This is a genomic window from Pseudomonas sp. LB1P83, assembly GCF_054897885.1.
This window is the reverse complement of the sequence record NZ_CM142709.1, coordinates 6611585-6627745: the sequence shown is the minus strand read 5'-3', so window position 1 is coordinate 6627745 and position 16161 is coordinate 6611585. Positions and strand designations below refer to the sequence as shown.

Sequence of the window (16161 nt, the reverse complement as noted above, 5' to 3'; positions counted from 1 at the left end):
TGACGACCCCCTGAAAAACCCGTTTAATGCGCCCCGTTGCCCAGATAGCTCAGTCGGTAGAGCAGGGGATTGAAAATCCCCGTGTCGGCGGTTCGATTCCGTCTCTGGGCACCAAATACCGAAAACCCTGAATCGCAAGATTCAGGGTTTTTTTATGCCTGGGATTTGATAACGACAGCCCACCGCAGCGCAGATGCCGAAAAACAATCACGCTTTACTACTCGGGCACGATGATGGCACCGTGCTATGATTTTGCGCGTGCATGGAATAAAGCCAACATTGATCCCGATGCTCCCGCATCCGAATCAGTCGATACAGGATAGAGACAGCGCAAGGAGTGCGTGCTTTTTACCCCTCCCCGCAACACACTGCCCTCCCCCTGCTCGACGACAGCTTTCCAGGCACGCCCCCTTCTCGAAAGCCCTGAACATGGAACAGTTATGTCCGACATCAATGAACTGAAAGACAAGATCAACACCAAAACCTTGAACATGGTCCTGCTGTCGATTGCGACCGCCGGCATCTACTTGCTGTTGTGGTTGTACAAGAGCAACCAGAAGATCAACGAAACGACGAAAATCAAAGTGGTCGACGACACTTACGTTATTTGGATCGCCGTCTGCCTTGGCTGGAGCGGCGCGTTGTCGAACCTGGGCGACGTTTTGTTCGACTCGCTTTCCGGCATTCTGCTGATCGCATTGAACGCGCTGTACATCGTGTGGGCCTTCAAGGCAAAAAACGCGCTGTCGGAATACGCCCTCAACGAGCACAAAATCGACCTGCGCATGAACGGGTTCTATACCTTCTTCCTGAACATTTTCTACGTGAATTACTGCATCAACGACTTGCCTGAAGAGCAGCGCAAACAACTGATCCTGCGCGGCCAGACGACGCAAGCCTGATCAACTGGCGAGGGGCAGTCTCGACAGACTGCCACCGTCACTCATCACCCTTCCAGTTGAACACCAGATTACGCACGCCAGCGCTGCCGACATCTGTCGTGTCGCGCTTTTCCTCACCATTACGAGTGGCGACCACGGTGTACTTGCCAGCCGGTAACTGGACATACACCAGAGGCCCGGCCTGACTGAGTGTCAGCACTGATCGACCTTGAACACTCTGAATCACCAATTCAACATCCGGTACATATTTGCCCTCCGGCCCAATGGAAAAAGTCATGTGCAGGTTGTAGCCGGTCGTTTGCTGAATGGCCTTCGCCTCATCCTCGCCAATACCGCCGGACAAGTAGGAAATCCCGTTCTGTTCCTGCCGCTGAATCTGCACGCCTGAACTGTCGACGGGCTCGAGGCTGGCGGCAACTGACATTGCAGAAAACATCAGCACACCGACGGTGGCGATGGGCAACATTAGGAAATGGATGAACTTCATGATGACGACTCCTGGGCTCCACAGCGCCCTCCTGGTCCTTCACTTTTGATTTCCCGGGCGACGGCCAAGTTTTAGATTGATTCGGTCTTGAGCTCACTGCGAAATGGACTACGGCATGTATTCCTCATGTCCGGTCTGCCGTCGGCAGGATCCTGCAAAACGAGTCCGGCATTTCCTTCGGCTTTCCCAGCCACGCCCTGCATCGCCACCCGGCCCTCTTTTGCCATCCTCTTTCGCCTGTTCCTCCAGCCGCGGAAGACTCATGAGCATCGTCAAAACCGAAAACAATCAAGACCCACAACTCACCTCTCTGGTGGGCAACCTTGGCGAACTGATTCGTCAGGCGCGACAGAAGGTGCTGCGAGCGGTCGATACCGTTCAGGTGCAAACGTGCTGGCAGATCGGACGGCATATTGTCGAGTTTGAGCAAGAAGGGGCTCAGCGGGCGGAGTACGGCAAGCAGTTGCTGCCGACGTTAGCCAAGGCTTTAACAACGCAGTTTGGGAAAGGCTTTGACGCCTCCAACCTCCGTTACATGCGTCTTTTTTATCAAGCTTTCCCAAAGTGTGACGCACTGCGTCACGAATTGAGCTGGACCCACTACCGCCGGCTATTGCGAGTGGATAACGAACACGCACGCCACTGGTACATGAATGAATCAGCTATCCAGAACTGGTCATCCCGCGCCCTGGAACGCCAGATCAACACTCTCTACTACGAACGCCTGTTAGCAAGCCGCGACCGCCCCGCTGTCAAACAGGAAGCCGCAACCAACATCCAGAAAATGAACGCACACCCTCGGGACTTCATCAGGGATCCGGTGATGCTGGAATTTCTGGGCTTGCCCAACGCGGGCCTGACCCAGGAAACCGATCTCGAACAAGCACTGATCCAGCAGCTTCAAGCCTTCCTGCTTGAACTGGGCAAAGGCTTTGCCTTTATCGCCCGCCAACAACGCATCAGCACCGACAGCAAAGACTTTTACATCGACCTGGTGTTCTACAACTACCTGCTCAAGTGCTTCGTCATCTTCGATCTCAAGCGCGGCGAACTGACCCACCAGGATGTCGGCCAAATGGACATGTACGTGCGTATGTACGACGACCTCAAACGCGGACCGGAAGACGGCCCTACCGTCGGGATCATTCTCTGCGCGCAGAAAGATGAGTCGGTGGTGCGCTATTCAGTGCTGGAGGGCAACGAGCAACTGTTCGCCAGCAAGTACAAGCTGGTACTGCCGAGCGAAGAGGAACTTCGTGCGGAACTGGATCGGGAGCGTGCGGTGCTTGAGGAACGACAGCACAATCGGGCGCTGTGAAAACGACGGACGGATTGTTCACAAGCGATGCGAGGACTATCGTTGGCAACTACCCGCAAAGGTCCAAAGCCGATGAATTTGCAGGACATGCCTTCACTGGCACCGACTCAAATCGAATTGTCGCTGACCACCGACACTGCTGGCGAACCGTTCAAAGAGCCTGCCGCAGACAGCTTCATCCTCGGCGGTTTCACTTGGCGGCACGCCTCTCAGGACAGCGCCCGCCCGGTGGTTATCATCAACGCAGCCACCTCGGTTCGTTGCCGGCACTATTCGCGCTTCGCCGACTACCTGTTCGCCAACGATTTCGATGTCATCACCTATGACTACCGCGGCATCGGCGAGTCGCGCCCGATGTCGCTGAAAGGGCTGGAGGCTTCATGGTCCGATTGGGGCGTGCTGGATTTCGAGGCGATGCTCAAGCGCGCTCAGCGTGAATTCCCCGGCCAGCCCATCGACGTTGTCGGCCACAGCTTTGGAGGCTGTGCTGCGGGCCTGGGAGCGTCCGGGCATCTGATTCGGCACTTGGTGACGGTCGGCGCGCAATTCGCGTACTGGCGCGACTATGCGCCCGCCCATCGCTGGCGGATGTTCGGCAAGTGGCATGTGCTGATGCCATTGATGACCCTGCTGTGCGGTTACTTCCCAGGCAAACGCCTCGGCTGGCTGGAGGACACGCCCGCCGCAGTGGTTCGCGACTGGAGCACGCCCACTGCACGCTACGAAACGCGACCCAGTGGTCGCCTCATGTACACAAAAACCGGGCAGCTTCCCTTCGCATCCGTCAGCGCAAAAACGTTGGCCATCAGCATCAGTGACGATCCTTACGGTACGATTGCGGCCATCGAACGCCTGCTTGGCTACTTCACCGGCAGCACAAACACCCATCTACGAATCACCCCCGAAGACATCGGCGAAGAAGAAGTCGGACATTTCGCCTTTTTTCGCAGCGCATACCAAGCCACACTATGGCCCATTGCATTGTCCTGGTTGCAGACCGGCGAACTGGCCCCCGATACACCCGGGCGGCGAGTGCCACGCAACTGAGCGACCCGCCCCTCTCATCGAATTACGGAAAGACACCCATGGCATCCGCCAACAAGCAGAACAAACGCGCCACCCGCGCGAAAGCCAAGGCCAAGCAGAACCGCACCCAGCGGGCCGCCGCGCCGGTCGAGCTGGACCCGAACGACGATCTAATCGACTTCGAATCGGTGGACTTGACCGAACTGTTCAAGAAAATGATCGACGCTGAAAAAACCAGCCAGCAAGCAATGTGCGTGGCCTTCCTCGAAGACCCGCTGTTGGAACTGGTGTACGAGCAGGAAGGCGAAGAAGGCGCGATGGATTTCATCCTCGCGGCGCTGATCGAGTATCGCCAATGGTCCACCGAAGTCGATGAAGCCGGCGCCCTGGCATGGATCGAATCACCAGCCTTCCAAGCTGACTACGTAGCGGCGTCCGACGTCATTGCGGCTCAAACTCAACAGAAAGCGAACTGAATTTAATGGCATCCCTGAACAAGCAGCAAAAACGCGCCAAGCGCGCCAAGATCAAAGCCAAACAAATCAACATCCACGGCCGAAAACCCGCCGCGCTGGACGATGACCTGGGTGAAATCGGCGAGCCGATCCCGGATTACACCCTGGCGATGTTCAGCAAAATGCGCGACGCCGAAGCCATCAGCCGTAACGACATGCTGCTGGCCCTGCTGTCAGACCTCGCAGGGATCATCAGCGACCATCCAGAACTGCTGGACATGGAAAACGCCGACAACGAAGCCATGGCCGCCACTCACCTGGCCGCCGACATGCTGATCGACTACCGCATGTGGGCCGACGGCATGGATCGCGACGCCGCACAGGCCTGGCTAACCGATCCACAGTTCATCACCGATTTTGGCGATGCGCTGGACAGCTATCGTCAGTCGCTGGATGCGCAGGAAGAAAAGAGCGAGTAAACACTCGCCCTTGAAAGCAAAAACGGCCGCTTGTCATCACTGACAGCGGCCGTTTTTTAAGCCTGAAAAACAACAATCAGGCAGCAACACCTTCCAGACGCGGGATTTCAATACCGATCTTGGCGCTGGCATAGCTCAGATCGCCTTTGGCGATGGATTGAGCCTTGTAACCGGCAGCGATCAGGTCCTGCACGTACAGCTTGTTGTAGATGAACATGAACACGAGGTTGCTGAGGCTGAACGTGAAGCAGGCCACGACGAACATGATCGCAGCCCACTTGAAATCACCACGAAACAAGGCCGGGAAAAAGCCAAAGAAAAACACGGTCCACGAGAAGCCGATTGGCGCTTCTTTCATGGCACCGGTGTTAGGGTTTTTGAACACAACCGATGTAAACGCCATGCCTGACTCCTTGATGCCCCAATGGGTTGGCTGAATGGCCGGGCTATCTCCATGCAGCTCTTTTAAACGGCAAGCACACGCAAACGCATCCGTGACTGACGTCAGATGAGGGAACAGGCAAGAAAGGGTCGGTGCTTTAGCCAGGAAGGCTGGGGGCGTCGAACAATCCGTGTCCTGAAACTCCATCGCATCTCGCAACAGCGAGATACACATTCGGCGAGAAGGCTACTATCTCGCCATCATCGTGTCCATCAGATAGCCGCTCGATAATTCGTCTGAATGAAAGCAAAAACGACCGCGATCATTTCTGATGGCGATCGTTTCTGTGTTTCAGCAGCGTTTGGCTTGAGTCAGAACACTCAGCGCGCTACCGCTGCAATCAACTTCTCGTTGCGACGACGGCGCGCCACAAACAAGCCAGCAGCCACGACCAACAAGCTCAGCAGACCGGTCGCGAGGATTTCCACGCGATGGGCATCCTGGAACAGCATGATGGTCAGCGCCGCGACGATGAAGATGATCACCGCGTAGGTCAGGCCCGGAAACAGCCACATGCTGAAGGCGATTTTTTCACCGCGAGCCATGCGCTGTTTGCGCATACGCAGTTGCGAAATCGCGATCACCAGGTACACCAGCAGCGCGATGGCGCCGGAGCTGGCCAGCAGGAAGTCGAACACAGCGGCCGGGGCCACATAGTTGGCGAACACGGCGAGGAAGGCAGCGCCAGTGGACAACATGACAGCCCAGTATGGCGTGCCGCTTTTGTTGGTGCGCTGGGAAACGGCCGGCGCATCGCCGCGTTTGCCCAGGGAGAACATCATGCGCGATGCGGTGTACAGCGCCGAGTTCAGGCAGCTGGTCACTGCAACGAGTACCACAATGTCGACGATCAGCTTGGCATTCGGGATGCCCATGCGTTCAAGCACGGTCTGGTAGGAGCCGACTGCGGCCAATACCGGGTCGTTCCATGGCACCAGGGCCACAACGATGAAAATCGACACGAGGTAGAACAAGCCGATCCGCCAAATCACCGAGTTGGTGGCCTTGGAGATTTGCTGACCTGGGTTCTTCGATTCGGCGGCCGCGATGGTCACGATCTCGGTGCCCATGAAGGAAAACATGGTAGTCAGAATGGCGCCCAGTACCGCGCCCATGCCGTTTGGCAGGAAGCCCTGGGTGTCGAACAGATGCGAAACGCCGCTGACTTGGCTGTTCGGCAGGAAGCCGAAGATCGCCATAATGCCGAGGCCGATGAAACCGATAATCGCAATGACTTTGACCAGGGCAAACCAGAATTCGAACTCACCGTAGTTCTTCACGCTGAACAGGTTGGTCACTGTCAGCAGCAAAGTGATGACCAGGGTAAAGGCCCAGATGGCCACGTTGGGGAACCAGGCATGCAGGATGGTTGCGGCGGCGTTGGCCTCCAGCGGGATCACCAACACCCAGAACCACCAGTACAACCAGCCGATGGTGAAACCGGCCCAGTGACCGATCGCGCGATCGGCGTATGTCGAGAAGGAGCCTGTATCTGGCGACGCGACGGCCATCTCGCCAAGCATGCGCATGACCAGCACCACCAGTGCACCGGCGGCGGCGTAAGCCAACAGAACAGCCGGACCTGCGGCGGCGATGGCGTGGCCGGAGCCGACGAACAGGCCGGCGCCGATAACCCCGGCGATCGACAACATGGTCACATGACGCGGTTTGAGCCCCTGTTCGAGGCCATTGGAGCTTGGGGTACTGCTCATTGAAACTACCTTTGTAAGGGAAAGCGATTTGCATCCATCCCGTCTGGCGTTCCTTCTCGTAAAAAGAAACCAACGGGGCGTTCCGGATTCTGCACGCAATAATTGCGCCAAAATGTTTCAAACTCCTCAGGCACGGGGCCAGCGGCGTGACCGGACAGTCATCGCAAGTCCTTGAGATTAATGGCAATTTGCCAGAGCGTTACCCTGCGACCCACTTAAGGAACGAAACAGCGCACCGGAAACACACTCATAAATGGGCCGATGCACAATAAAAGTGCAGATCAGGAACGTTTGGCCGGATAGCGCTTCCAACACCCCGTCAAAGCTGGCACCATCGCGCCCTTTTTTACGCGACACCCGCGGGGCAGCTGGTTCAAACGGCTGTTCGGTTGATAGCAGCGCGACAGTCTGCTGTACCGATGCGACAACCTGCCACATGCCACCCGTTTACCGCCCGTAGCGCTGTTGGCTGCCATTCGAACGCTATGCTAGCTTGGCCGCCTCGCCAGGAAGGCCAACCAACAGCAGGAGCGAAACACTATGAGGAACGCACATGGCTGAGGCCACGCCCGCGCTTGAAATCCGCAACTTGCACAAACGCTACGGACAGCTTGAGGTGCTCAAAGGCATCTCGCTGACCGCCCGCGACGGCGACGTGATCTCGATCCTGGGCTCTTCCGGTTCCGGCAAGTCCACGTTCCTGCGTTGCATCAACCTGCTGGAAAACCCGCATCAAGGCCAGATCCTGGTGGCCGGCGAAGAACTCAAGCTCAAAGCCGCCAAGAACGGCGAACTGGTCGCTGCCGACGGCAAGCAGATCAATCGCCTGCGCAGCGAGATTGGTTTTGTGTTTCAAAACTTTAATCTCTGGCCGCACATGAGCGTGCTCGACAACATTATCGAAGCGCCGCGCCGGGTGCTCGGTCAAAGCAAAGCCGAAGCCATCGAAGTCGCCGAAGCCCTGCTGGCCAAGGTCGGTATCGCTGACAAGCGCCACGCTTATCCGGCGCAGTTGTCAGGCGGTCAGCAACAACGCGCGGCCATCGCCCGCACACTGGCGATGCAGCCCAAGGTGATTCTGTTCGACGAACCCACCTCCGCCCTTGACCCGGAAATGGTCCAGGAAGTACTTAATGTCATCCGCGCACTGGCCGAAGAAGGCCGCACCATGCTGCTGGTCACCCATGAAATGGGTTTCGCCCGTCAGGTGTCCAGCGAAGTGGTGTTCCTCCACCAGGGCCTGGTAGAAGAGCAAGGATCGCCACAGCAGGTGTTCGACAACCCGCTTTCGGCGCGCTGCAAACAATTCATGTCCAGCAACCGCTAACGGAGCTACCCGCATGCAGAACTACAAAAAGGTCTTTCTGGCAGCCGCCGTCACCCTGGCCTTCAGCGCCGGTGCCATGGCCGAAACCCTGAAGATGGGCATCGAAGCGGCCTACCCGCCGTTCAACAACAAAGATGCCAGTGGCAATGTCGTCGGCTTCGACAAGGAAATCGGCGACGCCCTGTGCGCCAAGATGAAAGTCGACTGCACCGTGGTCACGTCCGACTGGGACGGCATCATCCCGGCCCTGAACGCCAAGAAGTTCGACTTCCTGATCTCCTCGATGTCGATCACCGACGAGCGCAAGCAAGCGGTGGACTTCACCGATCCGTACTACTCCAACAAACTGCAATTCATCGCCAAGAAAGACGTCGACTTCAAAACCGACAAGGCTTCCCTGCAAGGCAAAGTGATCGGCGCACAACGTGCGACCCTCGCCGGCACCTGGATGGAAGACAACATGGAAGGCGTTGAAGTCAAACTCTACGACACCCAGGAAAACGCTTACCTCGACCTGACCTCCGGTCGTCTGGACGGCATCCTGGCGGACAAGTACGTCAACTACGAGTGGCTGAAAAGCGACGCCGGTCGTTCGTATGAATTCAAGGGTGACCCGGTGGAAGAAAGCGACAAGATCGGTATCGCTGTACGCAAAGGCGACACCCTTCGCGCGAAGCTGAACCTTGCCCTGAAAGAAATCGTCGAAGACGGCACGTACAAAAAGATCAACGACAAGTACTTCCCGTTCAGCATCTATTGATTCTGACTTGCCTGGCTGGCGCCGTTCGCTGACGGCGCCAGTCCCTGGCATTGCCTGCTGCAAAATGAAAAGAAATCCATGACTATCGATCTCTACGGATTCGGCCCGGCACTCGCCGCTGGTGCGCTGATGACTGTGAAACTGGCACTCTCGGCCCTGTGCCTGGGGCTGGTGCTCGGTCTGCTCGGCGCCTTGGCCAAGACTTCCCCGTACAAGCCGCTGCAATGGCTTGGCGGCACTTATTCGACGCTGGTTCGCGGCATACCGGAATTGCTCTGGGTGCTGTTGATCTACTTCGGCACGGTCAACCTAATGCGTGCCCTGGGCGAGTTTTTCGGCAATCCCGACCTCGAACTGAATGCCTTCGCTGCCGGCGTAATTGCGCTGGGGTTGTGCTTCGGCGCCTACGCCACGGAAGTGTTTCGTGGTGCAATTCTGGCGATTCCCAAAGGGCATCGTGAAGCCGGCGTGGCGTTGGGCCTGTCGAAGTTTCGCATCTTCACCCGGCTGATCATGCCGCAGATGTGGCGCATCGCCCTGCCCGGCCTGGGCAACCTGTTCATGATCCTGATGAAAGACACCGCGCTGGTGTCGGTCATCGGACTGGAAGAAATCATGCGTCACGCGCAAATCGGCGTGACCGTGTCCAAACAGCCGTTCACCTTCTATATGGTCGCCGCGTTCATGTACCTGGGCCTGACGATTCTCGCCATGACCGGCATGTACTTCATGGAAAAACGCGCCGCTCGCGGCTTCGCGAGGAGCACGCAATGAACTGGGAAGTCATCATCAAGTGGCTGCCGAAACTGGCCCAAGGCGCGACGCTGACCCTGGAACTGGTGGCCATCGCCGTGATCGCCGGGTTGCTGCTGGCGATTCCGCTGGGCATCGCGCGCTCGTCGCGACTTTGGTACGTGCGGGCATTTCCCTACGGCTACATCTTCTTTTTCCGTGGCACGCCATTGCTGGTTCAGCTGTTCCTGGTCTATTACGGCCTAGCGCAGTTCGATGCGATCCGTAACAGCTCGATGTGGCCGTACCTGCGCGATCCGTTCTGGTGCGCTACGGCAACCATGACCCTGCACACGGCCGCCTACATCGCCGAGATCCTGCGCGGCGCGATTCAGGCGATTCCACCGGGCGAGATCGAAGCGGCGCGTGCACTGGGCATGTCCAAGCCCAAAGCGCTGTTCTACATCATCCTGCCCCGCGCTGCGCGTATCGGCCTGCCGGCCTATAGCAACGAAGTGATCCTGATGCTCAAGGCCAGTGCGCTGGCCAGCACCGTGACCCTGCTGGAACTGACCGGCATGGCTCGCACCATCATTGCCCGGACCTACCTGCCGGTGGAGATCTTCTTCGCCGCGGGCATGTTCTACCTGCTGATGGCTTACGTGCTGGTTCGCGGCTTCAAGCTGCTGGAGCGCTGGCTGCGCGTCGATGCCTGCCAAGGGCGTTGATTCCTGCGTGTTGACGGGCGACGCCTTGCTCGCCCGTTTCACGGCGCTGGATGCTTTTCTGATTGAGCATCAGGCGTTGTGGAAACCTCGTCCGTTCACTCATCTGCAGCTTCCTTGGGAAGCGTCCTACCCGGAACTGGCATTGTGGCTACGCGGACGTTCGCTGGATGAAGCGGAAAGCAGTCATAACCAACCTGGTTTACTGGATGCGCCGGAGCCGTTTGCTTCGTTGGCGGCGCTGTCCCTTGAACTGAGTTTGGTGGGCGAGTTGCCTGCGCATTCGCTGGAAGCGGCCGGGCATCGATTGAATGTCGACGTGCCCGGGCGCAAGTGGCAGCAGATTGAAGCGTTCGCCAGTCGCTTGGTGTTTACCTCACCACCGAAGCATTGGCTGGATTGGTGCTCGGGCAAGGGCCACTTGGGTCGGCGTTTGCTGCAACAAGGGCAACAGCTCACGTGCCTGGAATACGACCAAGCTCTGGTTTCCAGTGGCCAGGCACTCAGCCAACGCCATCGAATGCATGCGTTGCATGTCGAACAGGATGTGCTTGCGCCTGACACTGCTTTTTTATTGAACGCCGATCACACGCCCGTCGCGCTGCATGCTTGCGGTGATTTACATGTGCGACTGATCCAGCTCGCCAGTGCGGCAGGCTGTAAACAACTGGCCATTGCGCCGTGCTGCTATAACCGGACCAGCCTTCCTGCGTATCAGCCGCTTTCCTCGGACGGTATGCGATCCGGCCTACAACTCTCCCTCGACGATCTCTCGCTGCCGATGAGCGAAACCGTCACCGCCGGTGCTCGCGTCCGGCGTCAGCGTGACACCTCGATGGCCCGACGCCTGGGTTTCGACCTGCTGCAACGTCAAATCCGCGGCATCGACGACTACCTGCCCACCCCTTCCCTGCCAAGTGCCTGGCTGGACAAATCCTTCGCCGATTACTGCCATCATTTGGCCGCACTAAAAGAGTTATCCACAATCGGCCGGCAAGATTGGTCCGCGCTCGAAGATGCTGGCTGGCAGCGACTCGCCGAAGTGCGCAATCTGGAGTTGTTGCGCGGCCTTTTCCGACGCTCGCTGGAGCTTTGGCTGGTACTCGATCGAGCACTTTTCCTCGCCGAGCAGGGCTACACCGTTCGCCTCGGTACCTTCTGCGAAACCCCACTCACGCCGCGTAATTTACTGCTCCTGGCAGAACGCCCATAAAAAGCCACAGCCTGTGGATAACTCTGTTGATGGAATTATCGTGGATCCAATATAAGCGCCTGTTTCAGGGGTGAAACGCTACTGTTCAATTTTCGTACACCTGTAAAAAAACCGAAAAAACAGGTATTTGCGGGCAAATGAGAACGGGTCTACAAAAAGGGTAATGAGAGCAGTCAGCACCGCGCCCATTGTGCATAAGCATTTAATGCAAAGGACATAAGTGCCTAATCCGGGACGTCATCTGCGGAAAATCGCACCGCTTACCCAGTCTTGTTATACAAACAGCCAAGGGCGCCGACAGCGCGGCCACGAACAAGAAAATCCGACTGACAGGATGCGACAGTGACGTTCATTTCTTACGCACAGAATTTCGAAGACATCCGCCTGTGGCGCGCCCTCAAAACCGTTGAAAACGGCTTCTACATCGACGTCGGCGCCAACCACCCCAGCCACGACTCCGTGACCAAAGCCTTCTATGACCGTGGCTGGACTGGCATCAATGTCGAACCGATGCCCAATTATTACGAGGCCCTGTGCCAGGAACGCTCCAAAGACACCAACCTGCAATGAGTGGCCGGCGAAAGCGCTGACGACCTGATCTTCTATGGCATTGCAGGCACCGGTCTCTCCACCCTCGACCCCGCCATGGCGCAAAGGCACAAAGACGCCGGCATGGACGTGCGCAGCCAAACCGTCAAATCCCGCACCCTGACCTCCATCTGCGAAGAACACGCCCAGGGCCGCGCGATTCACTTTCTGAAAATCGACGTCGAAGGCCACGAAGAAACCGTCCTGCGCGCCATGGACTTCACCCAATGGCGGCCGTGGGTCATCCTCATCGAAACCCCATGGGACCGCGACCAGGCCTGGGAAACCCTTGTCACCGACGCCGGCTACCACTCCATCCTGTTCGACGGCATCAACACCTACTACCTCGCCAACGATTACCTGAACCTCAAACCCGCCTTCGACATCCCGCCGTGCAACCTGGACGAGTTCCAGTTCTGCAAAGGCCACAACTTCAGCCACCCCGTCAGCGACGCCGAACTCCAGCTCGCCGCCGCCCTGCAACGCGCCGAACAGGCCGAAGCGCAGCTGCGCGCGATGCAAAACAGCCGCACTTGGAAAGCCCTGCAGAAACTCAAGAAAACCCTCCTTCGCGCCTGACTTGAAGGCTGAGTAAAAATAGTCTGAATTCAGGGGTTTACAGAACCATCCCAATCGCTATAATCGTCGCCCTAACACGCCGGTATAGCTCAGTTGGTAGAGCAACTGACTTGTAATCAGTAGGTCCCGGGTTCGACTCCTGGTGCCGGCACCATATAAATCAAAGGCTTGCAGCGATGCAGGCCTTTGTTTTTTGTGTCACACGTAACAAACCACGTAACAAGACGGAATAAACTTTCAGCCAGCCTTTATCTTGGCGGTACAGCTGGGTGCCTTTCGAGGGAACGATGACGGAATTATCGGCCGTACCTGATCCTGGACAAAAAGACAGCGGTGTAGCAGGCATCCAACAGCCTGGCGTGCCAGACGATATCCGACCCACCCCCGCTCCCATGGAAGGCGACTTTCTTCCACGCACTGTCATTCGATTGATCGAGGGCAGTCCCCATCATTACGGTGGAGACCAACTAGGCCCAGTCATTGCCGCCATCATCAGTGATGCCCAGCACGACAAAGAGCAAGCTCGGAAACAGGTTGCAACTATTCAGACTCAACTGGACAAAGCCAACGCATATTTGGTTGAGCAAAGGTTGACGAACGTCAGGCTGGAAGAGCGGCTACGCGCTGCACTGATTCGTTCCTTAATCGAAAAATTCTTGATCTTCTGCAGCCCTATCGCCTTTTCCTTCGCACTCGACCTCTACAAAGCCAGCTCAATTTTGTGGTTGCCGTTGACAGCGTTTGGCTTGGGGCTTCTCGCGGTTAACTTCTTGCCGAGCAAGGGGAAAAACTCATGATCAAACCAATCGAGACTCTTCAGATTGTGGATGTCCAGAATCCTGGAATCCCCAACCAAGAGCGCATAGCTATCTACGTCCACAAGTTCTGCAATCTCGCAGAGTATTGCTTAATCCTTACGTTACCCACGCCAGAAGGCGGCTCCGTCCCTGTGAAGGATCATATGCTGTGGTTTGGGCAAGGCATGGTTCAACCAGGTGATTGGATTTTCGTGTACACGGCCGTTGGCTCCACAACCATCTTACCGAACCCTGCTCCGCAACTTCCGGGAGCAGTGCCCCGTCGCTTTATCAATTTGCATTGGGGAAAAAATCACACCATTTTTCAAAACCGGGCCCTCAGCCCAATGCTCATAGAGATCGGCGGCACAGGCATATTGATTCCACCGGCACCGGCCTATCAGGGAGGTTTGGAAGGTTTGAGTAGCGTTACTCAACCGCGGCTTTTTTAGGAATTTAAGTACTGAAGCCGCGGCATCAGCAATGCTCTGCAGAACTGCTGGGTACAGGCAGGTAGTGCGCAGGTCCAGAGCTCGTGATTAGGGGCACCATCGCGGTGTAACAGTCCGCACTTTTAGAGCCCTTGCTGAGTGAACGCGTGTTACGAAACGCCCCTTATGCGAAGCGCAAAAAAATTAGGGCTGCCCCCTCAAAAGCTTGTCAGTTTTGTCAGATTACTATTCTAACTACTATCTAACCCTTCTAAATCAAGGCTCTCAGGCGTTTTCATTGATGTCAGAAAGATGTCAGCGACCTGTCAAAACCTGACAAAACAGCAGTGTCAGATTCACAGTTACCAAGTAGCTGATTTTTAAAGGTTTTTTATTTCTGATGGCAAAACTGACACAAACATCCAGCCTCGGTGTCAGATCTGAAACCCAGTAAATACGGGGCCTCCAGAGCACTTACTGACAGATATCCATCGTCTGACAGGGATTTGGGGGTCAGGTTAAAAAACTTTAATGGGGCATCCCATAGCTATCCTTCAAAATGCCCCGGCGCGCCCTGATCGAGGAATAAAGCATGCGTAAGACAGCATCCCGAGCAGCAGTACCAATCATCGAAATCATCAAGAACGGCGCGGCTTGGGAGGTGCATTGGGATTACCAGGAAGCACCCGAAAGCTCGATTTTGTTCCAACGCCGCGAATACCTAAGAGGTTACATCGATGGCACCATGGATGACCTGGGCATTCCTCCCGACAATGTGTTGTGTGCCAGCGGACTGACCGGGACCGTAAAGAAGCTAAACGAAGACCAGGCTGCGAAGTTGCGCGATGCTCTGAACCGCGTGCTGATCCCGATCGTGACCAAGGAATTTACGCGCCTGCAGAACATGAGCGACCTACCTCACCTTCGAATGGTTGACGCTGAGGAGGCGTGAAAGCCTCTGAAACGCTGTAATTCTCCTGTAACCCTTGCCGCATATGGGCTATAGGGGAATTCACACCTCCCCCGCATGCAGGCAATTGCCACCCGAAAAGATCGTGCGCGTTTTGGAAAACACACCGAAACCCACATTTTCAAATTTTTAGTCCAATGAAACCGGGCACTCCAGCAATACTCCCTCCCTGACCGCCCCTTGCACCGCTGTGCAACTGCGCTGCATCTCTTTGCAAAACCTCTCACAAAATGAAATGACCGCCCCCCTGCAGAGCCCCACGGCCCGCCTGGGCTGCAGGTTCGTTTGCACTACATCCGGAATTGCACAAAAAAAGGACACAGAGCCCGTCGGCGGGAGGGGGATAAGTGCTTTTTCATAGGTTTTTTTCTTCGCCCGTCGGATTTCTCCAACGCCTGCAGTCGTATGGTTCTGATCTTCGTTTCATCGGACTACCGTTGCCTGGCGACTCCAATCGATATACTGTTTATGCATACAGTATTTTTTGATCAGGAGGAATCGATGAACACGGAGCACTTGGCAACGTCGGGTGTTAGGACCAGCGCGATCGCGCAGTGGGAATTACTCCTACGGGACGAAGCCGCGCTGCTCGAAAACCCTGGACGTCACCATAAAGCTCTCCTAACTCAGGCTCACGCCCTACACCGGAATCAGGTGATCAACCGTGACGATCTTAGCGATCTCCTAGAGCAAGCTGACGGCGCTCTGGCCTATGCAGTGGAAGCACTGATTGATTGTCGTAGTGAAGATCAGGCGGGCTAGCACATGTATATGCTTGTGACCCCTATGAGAAGCCGAGGCGTTGCGCTGACGTCCCAAGAAACGGCGACGCTATCCGGCAATTCGGGGCAATGTGATGGTGAATTCAGAGAACAGCATAGAACTCAGGCGCAGCGCCAATGTCGCTCGAGTTGACGTGGGTATGCCTCGAGACCCTGATCCGTTACCAAGACTGCTGGACGCTACGCTGGCAGGGATGGCAGTTACTGGTTTTGTCTTAAGTGGGATTGAGTACATCGATGGTTGCGCCTATGCGCAATCCTGGTGGTGCCGACTGGAATAGATGAGCATCTGCAGTCGGAAACGAGAGCAGGGGCCAATGACCCCTGCTAGTGCTTTCTTACAGCTGCTGAAGAATCCTGATCAACCGCAGTGACCAATAAGCGGTCTGCAGCAGTCGAATCAGTTCTTCAGGAAGGTATCGGCTAATGAAAATTT

17 protein-coding genes, 2 tRNA genes and 2 pseudogenes are annotated in these 16161 nt (G+C 56.4%); 18 read left to right on the top strand and 3 right to left on the bottom strand.

What is annotated here, in order from left to right:
• The first annotated feature begins 38 nt into the window (after positions 1 to 38).
• Together ACYZTY_RS30560 and ACYZTY_RS30555 are read left to right on the top strand one after the other, a co-directional pair.
• Positions 39 to 114: transfer RNA gene (locus ACYZTY_RS30560), tRNA-Phe, on the top strand.
• Positions 115 to 440: 326 nt separating this feature from the next.
• A complete protein-coding gene (locus ACYZTY_RS30555) occupies positions 441 to 902 on the top strand; it encodes a DUF4234 domain-containing protein (protein WP_461956727.1) in 462 nt (153 codons plus the stop codon).
• Positions 903 to 939: 37 nt separating this feature from the next.
• Here the strand turns inward: ACYZTY_RS30555 and ACYZTY_RS30550 are convergent, their stop codons facing one another.
• Positions 940 to 1389, bottom strand: coding sequence for a carboxypeptidase regulatory-like domain-containing protein (locus ACYZTY_RS30550; protein WP_461956726.1), 450 nt, complete (start codon positions 1387 to 1389; stop codon positions 940 to 942).
• Positions 1390 to 1651: 262 nt separating this feature from the next.
• Here ACYZTY_RS30550 and ACYZTY_RS30545 point away from each other — a divergent pair, with 262 nt between their 5' ends.
• The 4 genes from ACYZTY_RS30545 to ACYZTY_RS30530 all read left to right on the top strand — a co-directional run bounded on the left by ACYZTY_RS30545 (position 1652) and on the right by ACYZTY_RS30530 (position 4667).
• Entirely contained in the window at positions 1652 to 2707 is a 1056-nt protein-coding gene (locus tag ACYZTY_RS30545; RefSeq protein ID WP_461956725.1) for a PDDEXK nuclease domain-containing protein, read from the top strand.
• Between the two features lie 72 nt (positions 2708 to 2779).
• A complete protein-coding gene (locus ACYZTY_RS30540; protein ID WP_461956724.1) occupies positions 2780 to 3754 on the top strand; it encodes an alpha/beta hydrolase family protein in 975 nt (324 codons plus the stop codon).
• Positions 3755 to 3792: 38 nt separating this feature from the next.
• Positions 3793 to 4209 carry a hypothetical protein gene (locus tag ACYZTY_RS30535; RefSeq protein ID WP_461956723.1) on the top strand — a complete coding sequence of 139 codons (417 nt, stop codon included), beginning with the start codon at positions 3793 to 3795 and terminating at the stop codon, positions 4207 to 4209.
• Positions 4210 to 4214: 5 nt separating this feature from the next.
• Positions 4215 to 4667, top strand: a complete 453-nt coding sequence (locus ACYZTY_RS30530) for a hypothetical protein (RefSeq protein ID WP_461956722.1) — start codon at positions 4215 to 4217, stop codon at positions 4665 to 4667.
• A gap of 76 nt (positions 4668 to 4743) precedes the next feature.
• Here the strand turns inward: ACYZTY_RS30530 and ACYZTY_RS30525 are convergent, their stop codons facing one another.
• Both ACYZTY_RS30525 and gabP read right to left on the bottom strand, forming a co-directional pair.
• Positions 4744 to 5070, bottom strand: a complete 327-nt coding sequence (locus ACYZTY_RS30525; protein ID WP_461956721.1) for a hypothetical protein — start codon at positions 5068 to 5070, stop codon at positions 4744 to 4746.
• A 359-nt stretch (positions 5071 to 5429) separates the two neighbouring features.
• The gene (gene gabP / locus ACYZTY_RS30520) at positions 5430 to 6821 is read right to left on the bottom strand and encodes a GABA permease (RefSeq protein WP_461956720.1); all 1392 of its coding nucleotides are present in this window, start codon (positions 6819 to 6821) and stop codon (positions 5430 to 5432) included.
• A gap of 553 nt (positions 6822 to 7374) precedes the next feature.
• Between gabP and ACYZTY_RS30515 the strand changes: the two genes are divergently transcribed.
• The 12 genes and pseudogenes from ACYZTY_RS30515 (at position 7375) to ACYZTY_RS30460 (ending at position 16006) form a co-directional block, all read left to right on the top strand.
• Positions 7375 to 8148, top strand: coding sequence for an ABC transporter ATP-binding protein (locus tag ACYZTY_RS30515; RefSeq protein WP_027922189.1), 774 nt, complete (start codon positions 7375 to 7377; stop codon positions 8146 to 8148).
• Positions 8149 to 8161: 13 nt separating this feature from the next.
• A complete protein-coding gene (locus tag ACYZTY_RS30510; RefSeq protein WP_131061281.1) occupies positions 8162 to 8908 on the top strand; it encodes an ABC transporter substrate-binding protein in 747 nt (248 codons plus the stop codon).
• Between the two features lie 78 nt (positions 8909 to 8986).
• Positions 8987 to 9682 (top strand): ABC transporter permease, encoded by a 696-nt coding sequence (locus ACYZTY_RS30505; protein ID WP_010464638.1) that lies wholly within the window; start codon positions 8987 to 8989, stop codon positions 9680 to 9682.
• Positions 9679 to 10368, top strand: a complete 690-nt coding sequence (locus tag ACYZTY_RS30500) for an ABC transporter permease (protein WP_461956719.1) — start codon at positions 9679 to 9681, stop codon at positions 10366 to 10368. Before ACYZTY_RS30505 ends, ACYZTY_RS30500 begins: the two co-directional genes overlap by 4 nt.
• Positions 10349 to 11578: a methyltransferase gene (locus ACYZTY_RS30495; protein ID WP_461956718.1), complete on the top strand. Its 1230-nt coding sequence runs from the start codon at positions 10349 to 10351 to the stop codon at positions 11576 to 11578. Before ACYZTY_RS30500 ends, ACYZTY_RS30495 begins: the two co-directional genes overlap by 20 nt.
• Before the next feature lie 342 nt (positions 11579 to 11920).
• Positions 11921 to 12745: pseudogene (locus ACYZTY_RS30490) on the top strand (FkbM family methyltransferase).
• Positions 12746 to 12823: 78 nt separating this feature from the next.
• A tRNA-Thr gene (locus ACYZTY_RS30485) sits at positions 12824 to 12899 on the top strand.
• A 133-nt stretch (positions 12900 to 13032) separates the two neighbouring features.
• Positions 13033 to 13542: a hypothetical protein gene (locus tag ACYZTY_RS30480; protein WP_461956717.1), complete on the top strand. Its 510-nt coding sequence runs from the start codon at positions 13033 to 13035 to the stop codon at positions 13540 to 13542.
• Positions 13539 to 13994: a hypothetical protein gene (locus tag ACYZTY_RS30475; protein WP_461956716.1), complete on the top strand. Its 456-nt coding sequence runs from the start codon at positions 13539 to 13541 to the stop codon at positions 13992 to 13994. Before ACYZTY_RS30480 ends, ACYZTY_RS30475 begins: the two co-directional genes overlap by 4 nt.
• Before the next feature lie 571 nt (positions 13995 to 14565).
• Entirely contained in the window at positions 14566 to 14925 is a 360-nt protein-coding gene (locus ACYZTY_RS30470; protein ID WP_461956715.1) for a hypothetical protein, read from the top strand.
• Between the two features lie 423 nt (positions 14926 to 15348).
• Complete coding sequence (locus ACYZTY_RS30465; protein WP_461956714.1) at positions 15349 to 15705, top strand: hypothetical protein; 357 nt, start codon at positions 15349 to 15351, stop codon at positions 15703 to 15705.
• A gap of 3 nt (positions 15706 to 15708) precedes the next feature.
• A pseudogene (locus ACYZTY_RS30460) lies at positions 15709 to 16006 on the top strand (hypothetical protein).
• The last annotated feature ends 155 nt before the right edge of the window (positions 16007 to 16161 follow it).

What these genes read in the sequence shown, in the direction of transcription:
- ACYZTY_RS30555 (WP_461956727.1), top strand. Translation starts at nt 441, where the DNA reads ATGTCCGACATCAATGAACTGAAAGACAAGATCAACACCAAAACCTTG.
- ACYZTY_RS30550 (WP_461956726.1), bottom strand. Translation starts at nt 1,389, where the DNA reads ATGAAGTTCATCCATTTCCTAATGTTGCCCATCGCCACCGTCGGTGTG.
- ACYZTY_RS30545 (WP_461956725.1), top strand. Translation starts at nt 1,652, where the DNA reads ATGAGCATCGTCAAAACCGAAAACAATCAAGACCCACAACTCACCTCT.
- ACYZTY_RS30540 (WP_461956724.1), top strand. Translation starts at nt 2,780, where the DNA reads ATGAATTTGCAGGACATGCCTTCACTGGCACCGACTCAAATCGAATTG.
- ACYZTY_RS30535 (WP_461956723.1), top strand. Translation starts at nt 3,793, where the DNA reads ATGGCATCCGCCAACAAGCAGAACAAACGCGCCACCCGCGCGAAAGCC.
- ACYZTY_RS30530 (WP_461956722.1), top strand. Translation starts at nt 4,215, where the DNA reads ATGGCATCCCTGAACAAGCAGCAAAAACGCGCCAAGCGCGCCAAGATC.
- ACYZTY_RS30525 (WP_461956721.1), bottom strand. Translation starts at nt 5,070, where the DNA reads ATGGCGTTTACATCGGTTGTGTTCAAAAACCCTAACACCGGTGCCATG.
- gabP (WP_461956720.1), bottom strand. Translation starts at nt 6,821, where the DNA reads ATGAGCAGTACCCCAAGCTCCAATGGCCTCGAACAGGGGCTCAAACCG.
- ACYZTY_RS30515 (WP_027922189.1), top strand. Translation starts at nt 7,375, where the DNA reads ATGGCTGAGGCCACGCCCGCGCTTGAAATCCGCAACTTGCACAAACGC.
- ACYZTY_RS30510 (WP_131061281.1), top strand. Translation starts at nt 8,162, where the DNA reads ATGCAGAACTACAAAAAGGTCTTTCTGGCAGCCGCCGTCACCCTGGCC.
- ACYZTY_RS30505 (WP_010464638.1), top strand. Translation starts at nt 8,987, where the DNA reads ATGACTATCGATCTCTACGGATTCGGCCCGGCACTCGCCGCTGGTGCG.
- ACYZTY_RS30500 (WP_461956719.1), top strand. Translation starts at nt 9,679, where the DNA reads ATGAACTGGGAAGTCATCATCAAGTGGCTGCCGAAACTGGCCCAAGGC.
- ACYZTY_RS30495 (WP_461956718.1), top strand. Translation starts at nt 10,349, where the DNA reads ATGCCTGCCAAGGGCGTTGATTCCTGCGTGTTGACGGGCGACGCCTTG.
- ACYZTY_RS30480 (WP_461956717.1), top strand. Translation starts at nt 13,033, where the DNA reads ATGACGGAATTATCGGCCGTACCTGATCCTGGACAAAAAGACAGCGGT.
- ACYZTY_RS30475 (WP_461956716.1), top strand. Translation starts at nt 13,539, where the DNA reads ATGATCAAACCAATCGAGACTCTTCAGATTGTGGATGTCCAGAATCCT.
- ACYZTY_RS30470 (WP_461956715.1), top strand. Translation starts at nt 14,566, where the DNA reads ATGCGTAAGACAGCATCCCGAGCAGCAGTACCAATCATCGAAATCATC.
- ACYZTY_RS30465 (WP_461956714.1), top strand. Translation starts at nt 15,349, where the DNA reads ATGGTTCTGATCTTCGTTTCATCGGACTACCGTTGCCTGGCGACTCCA.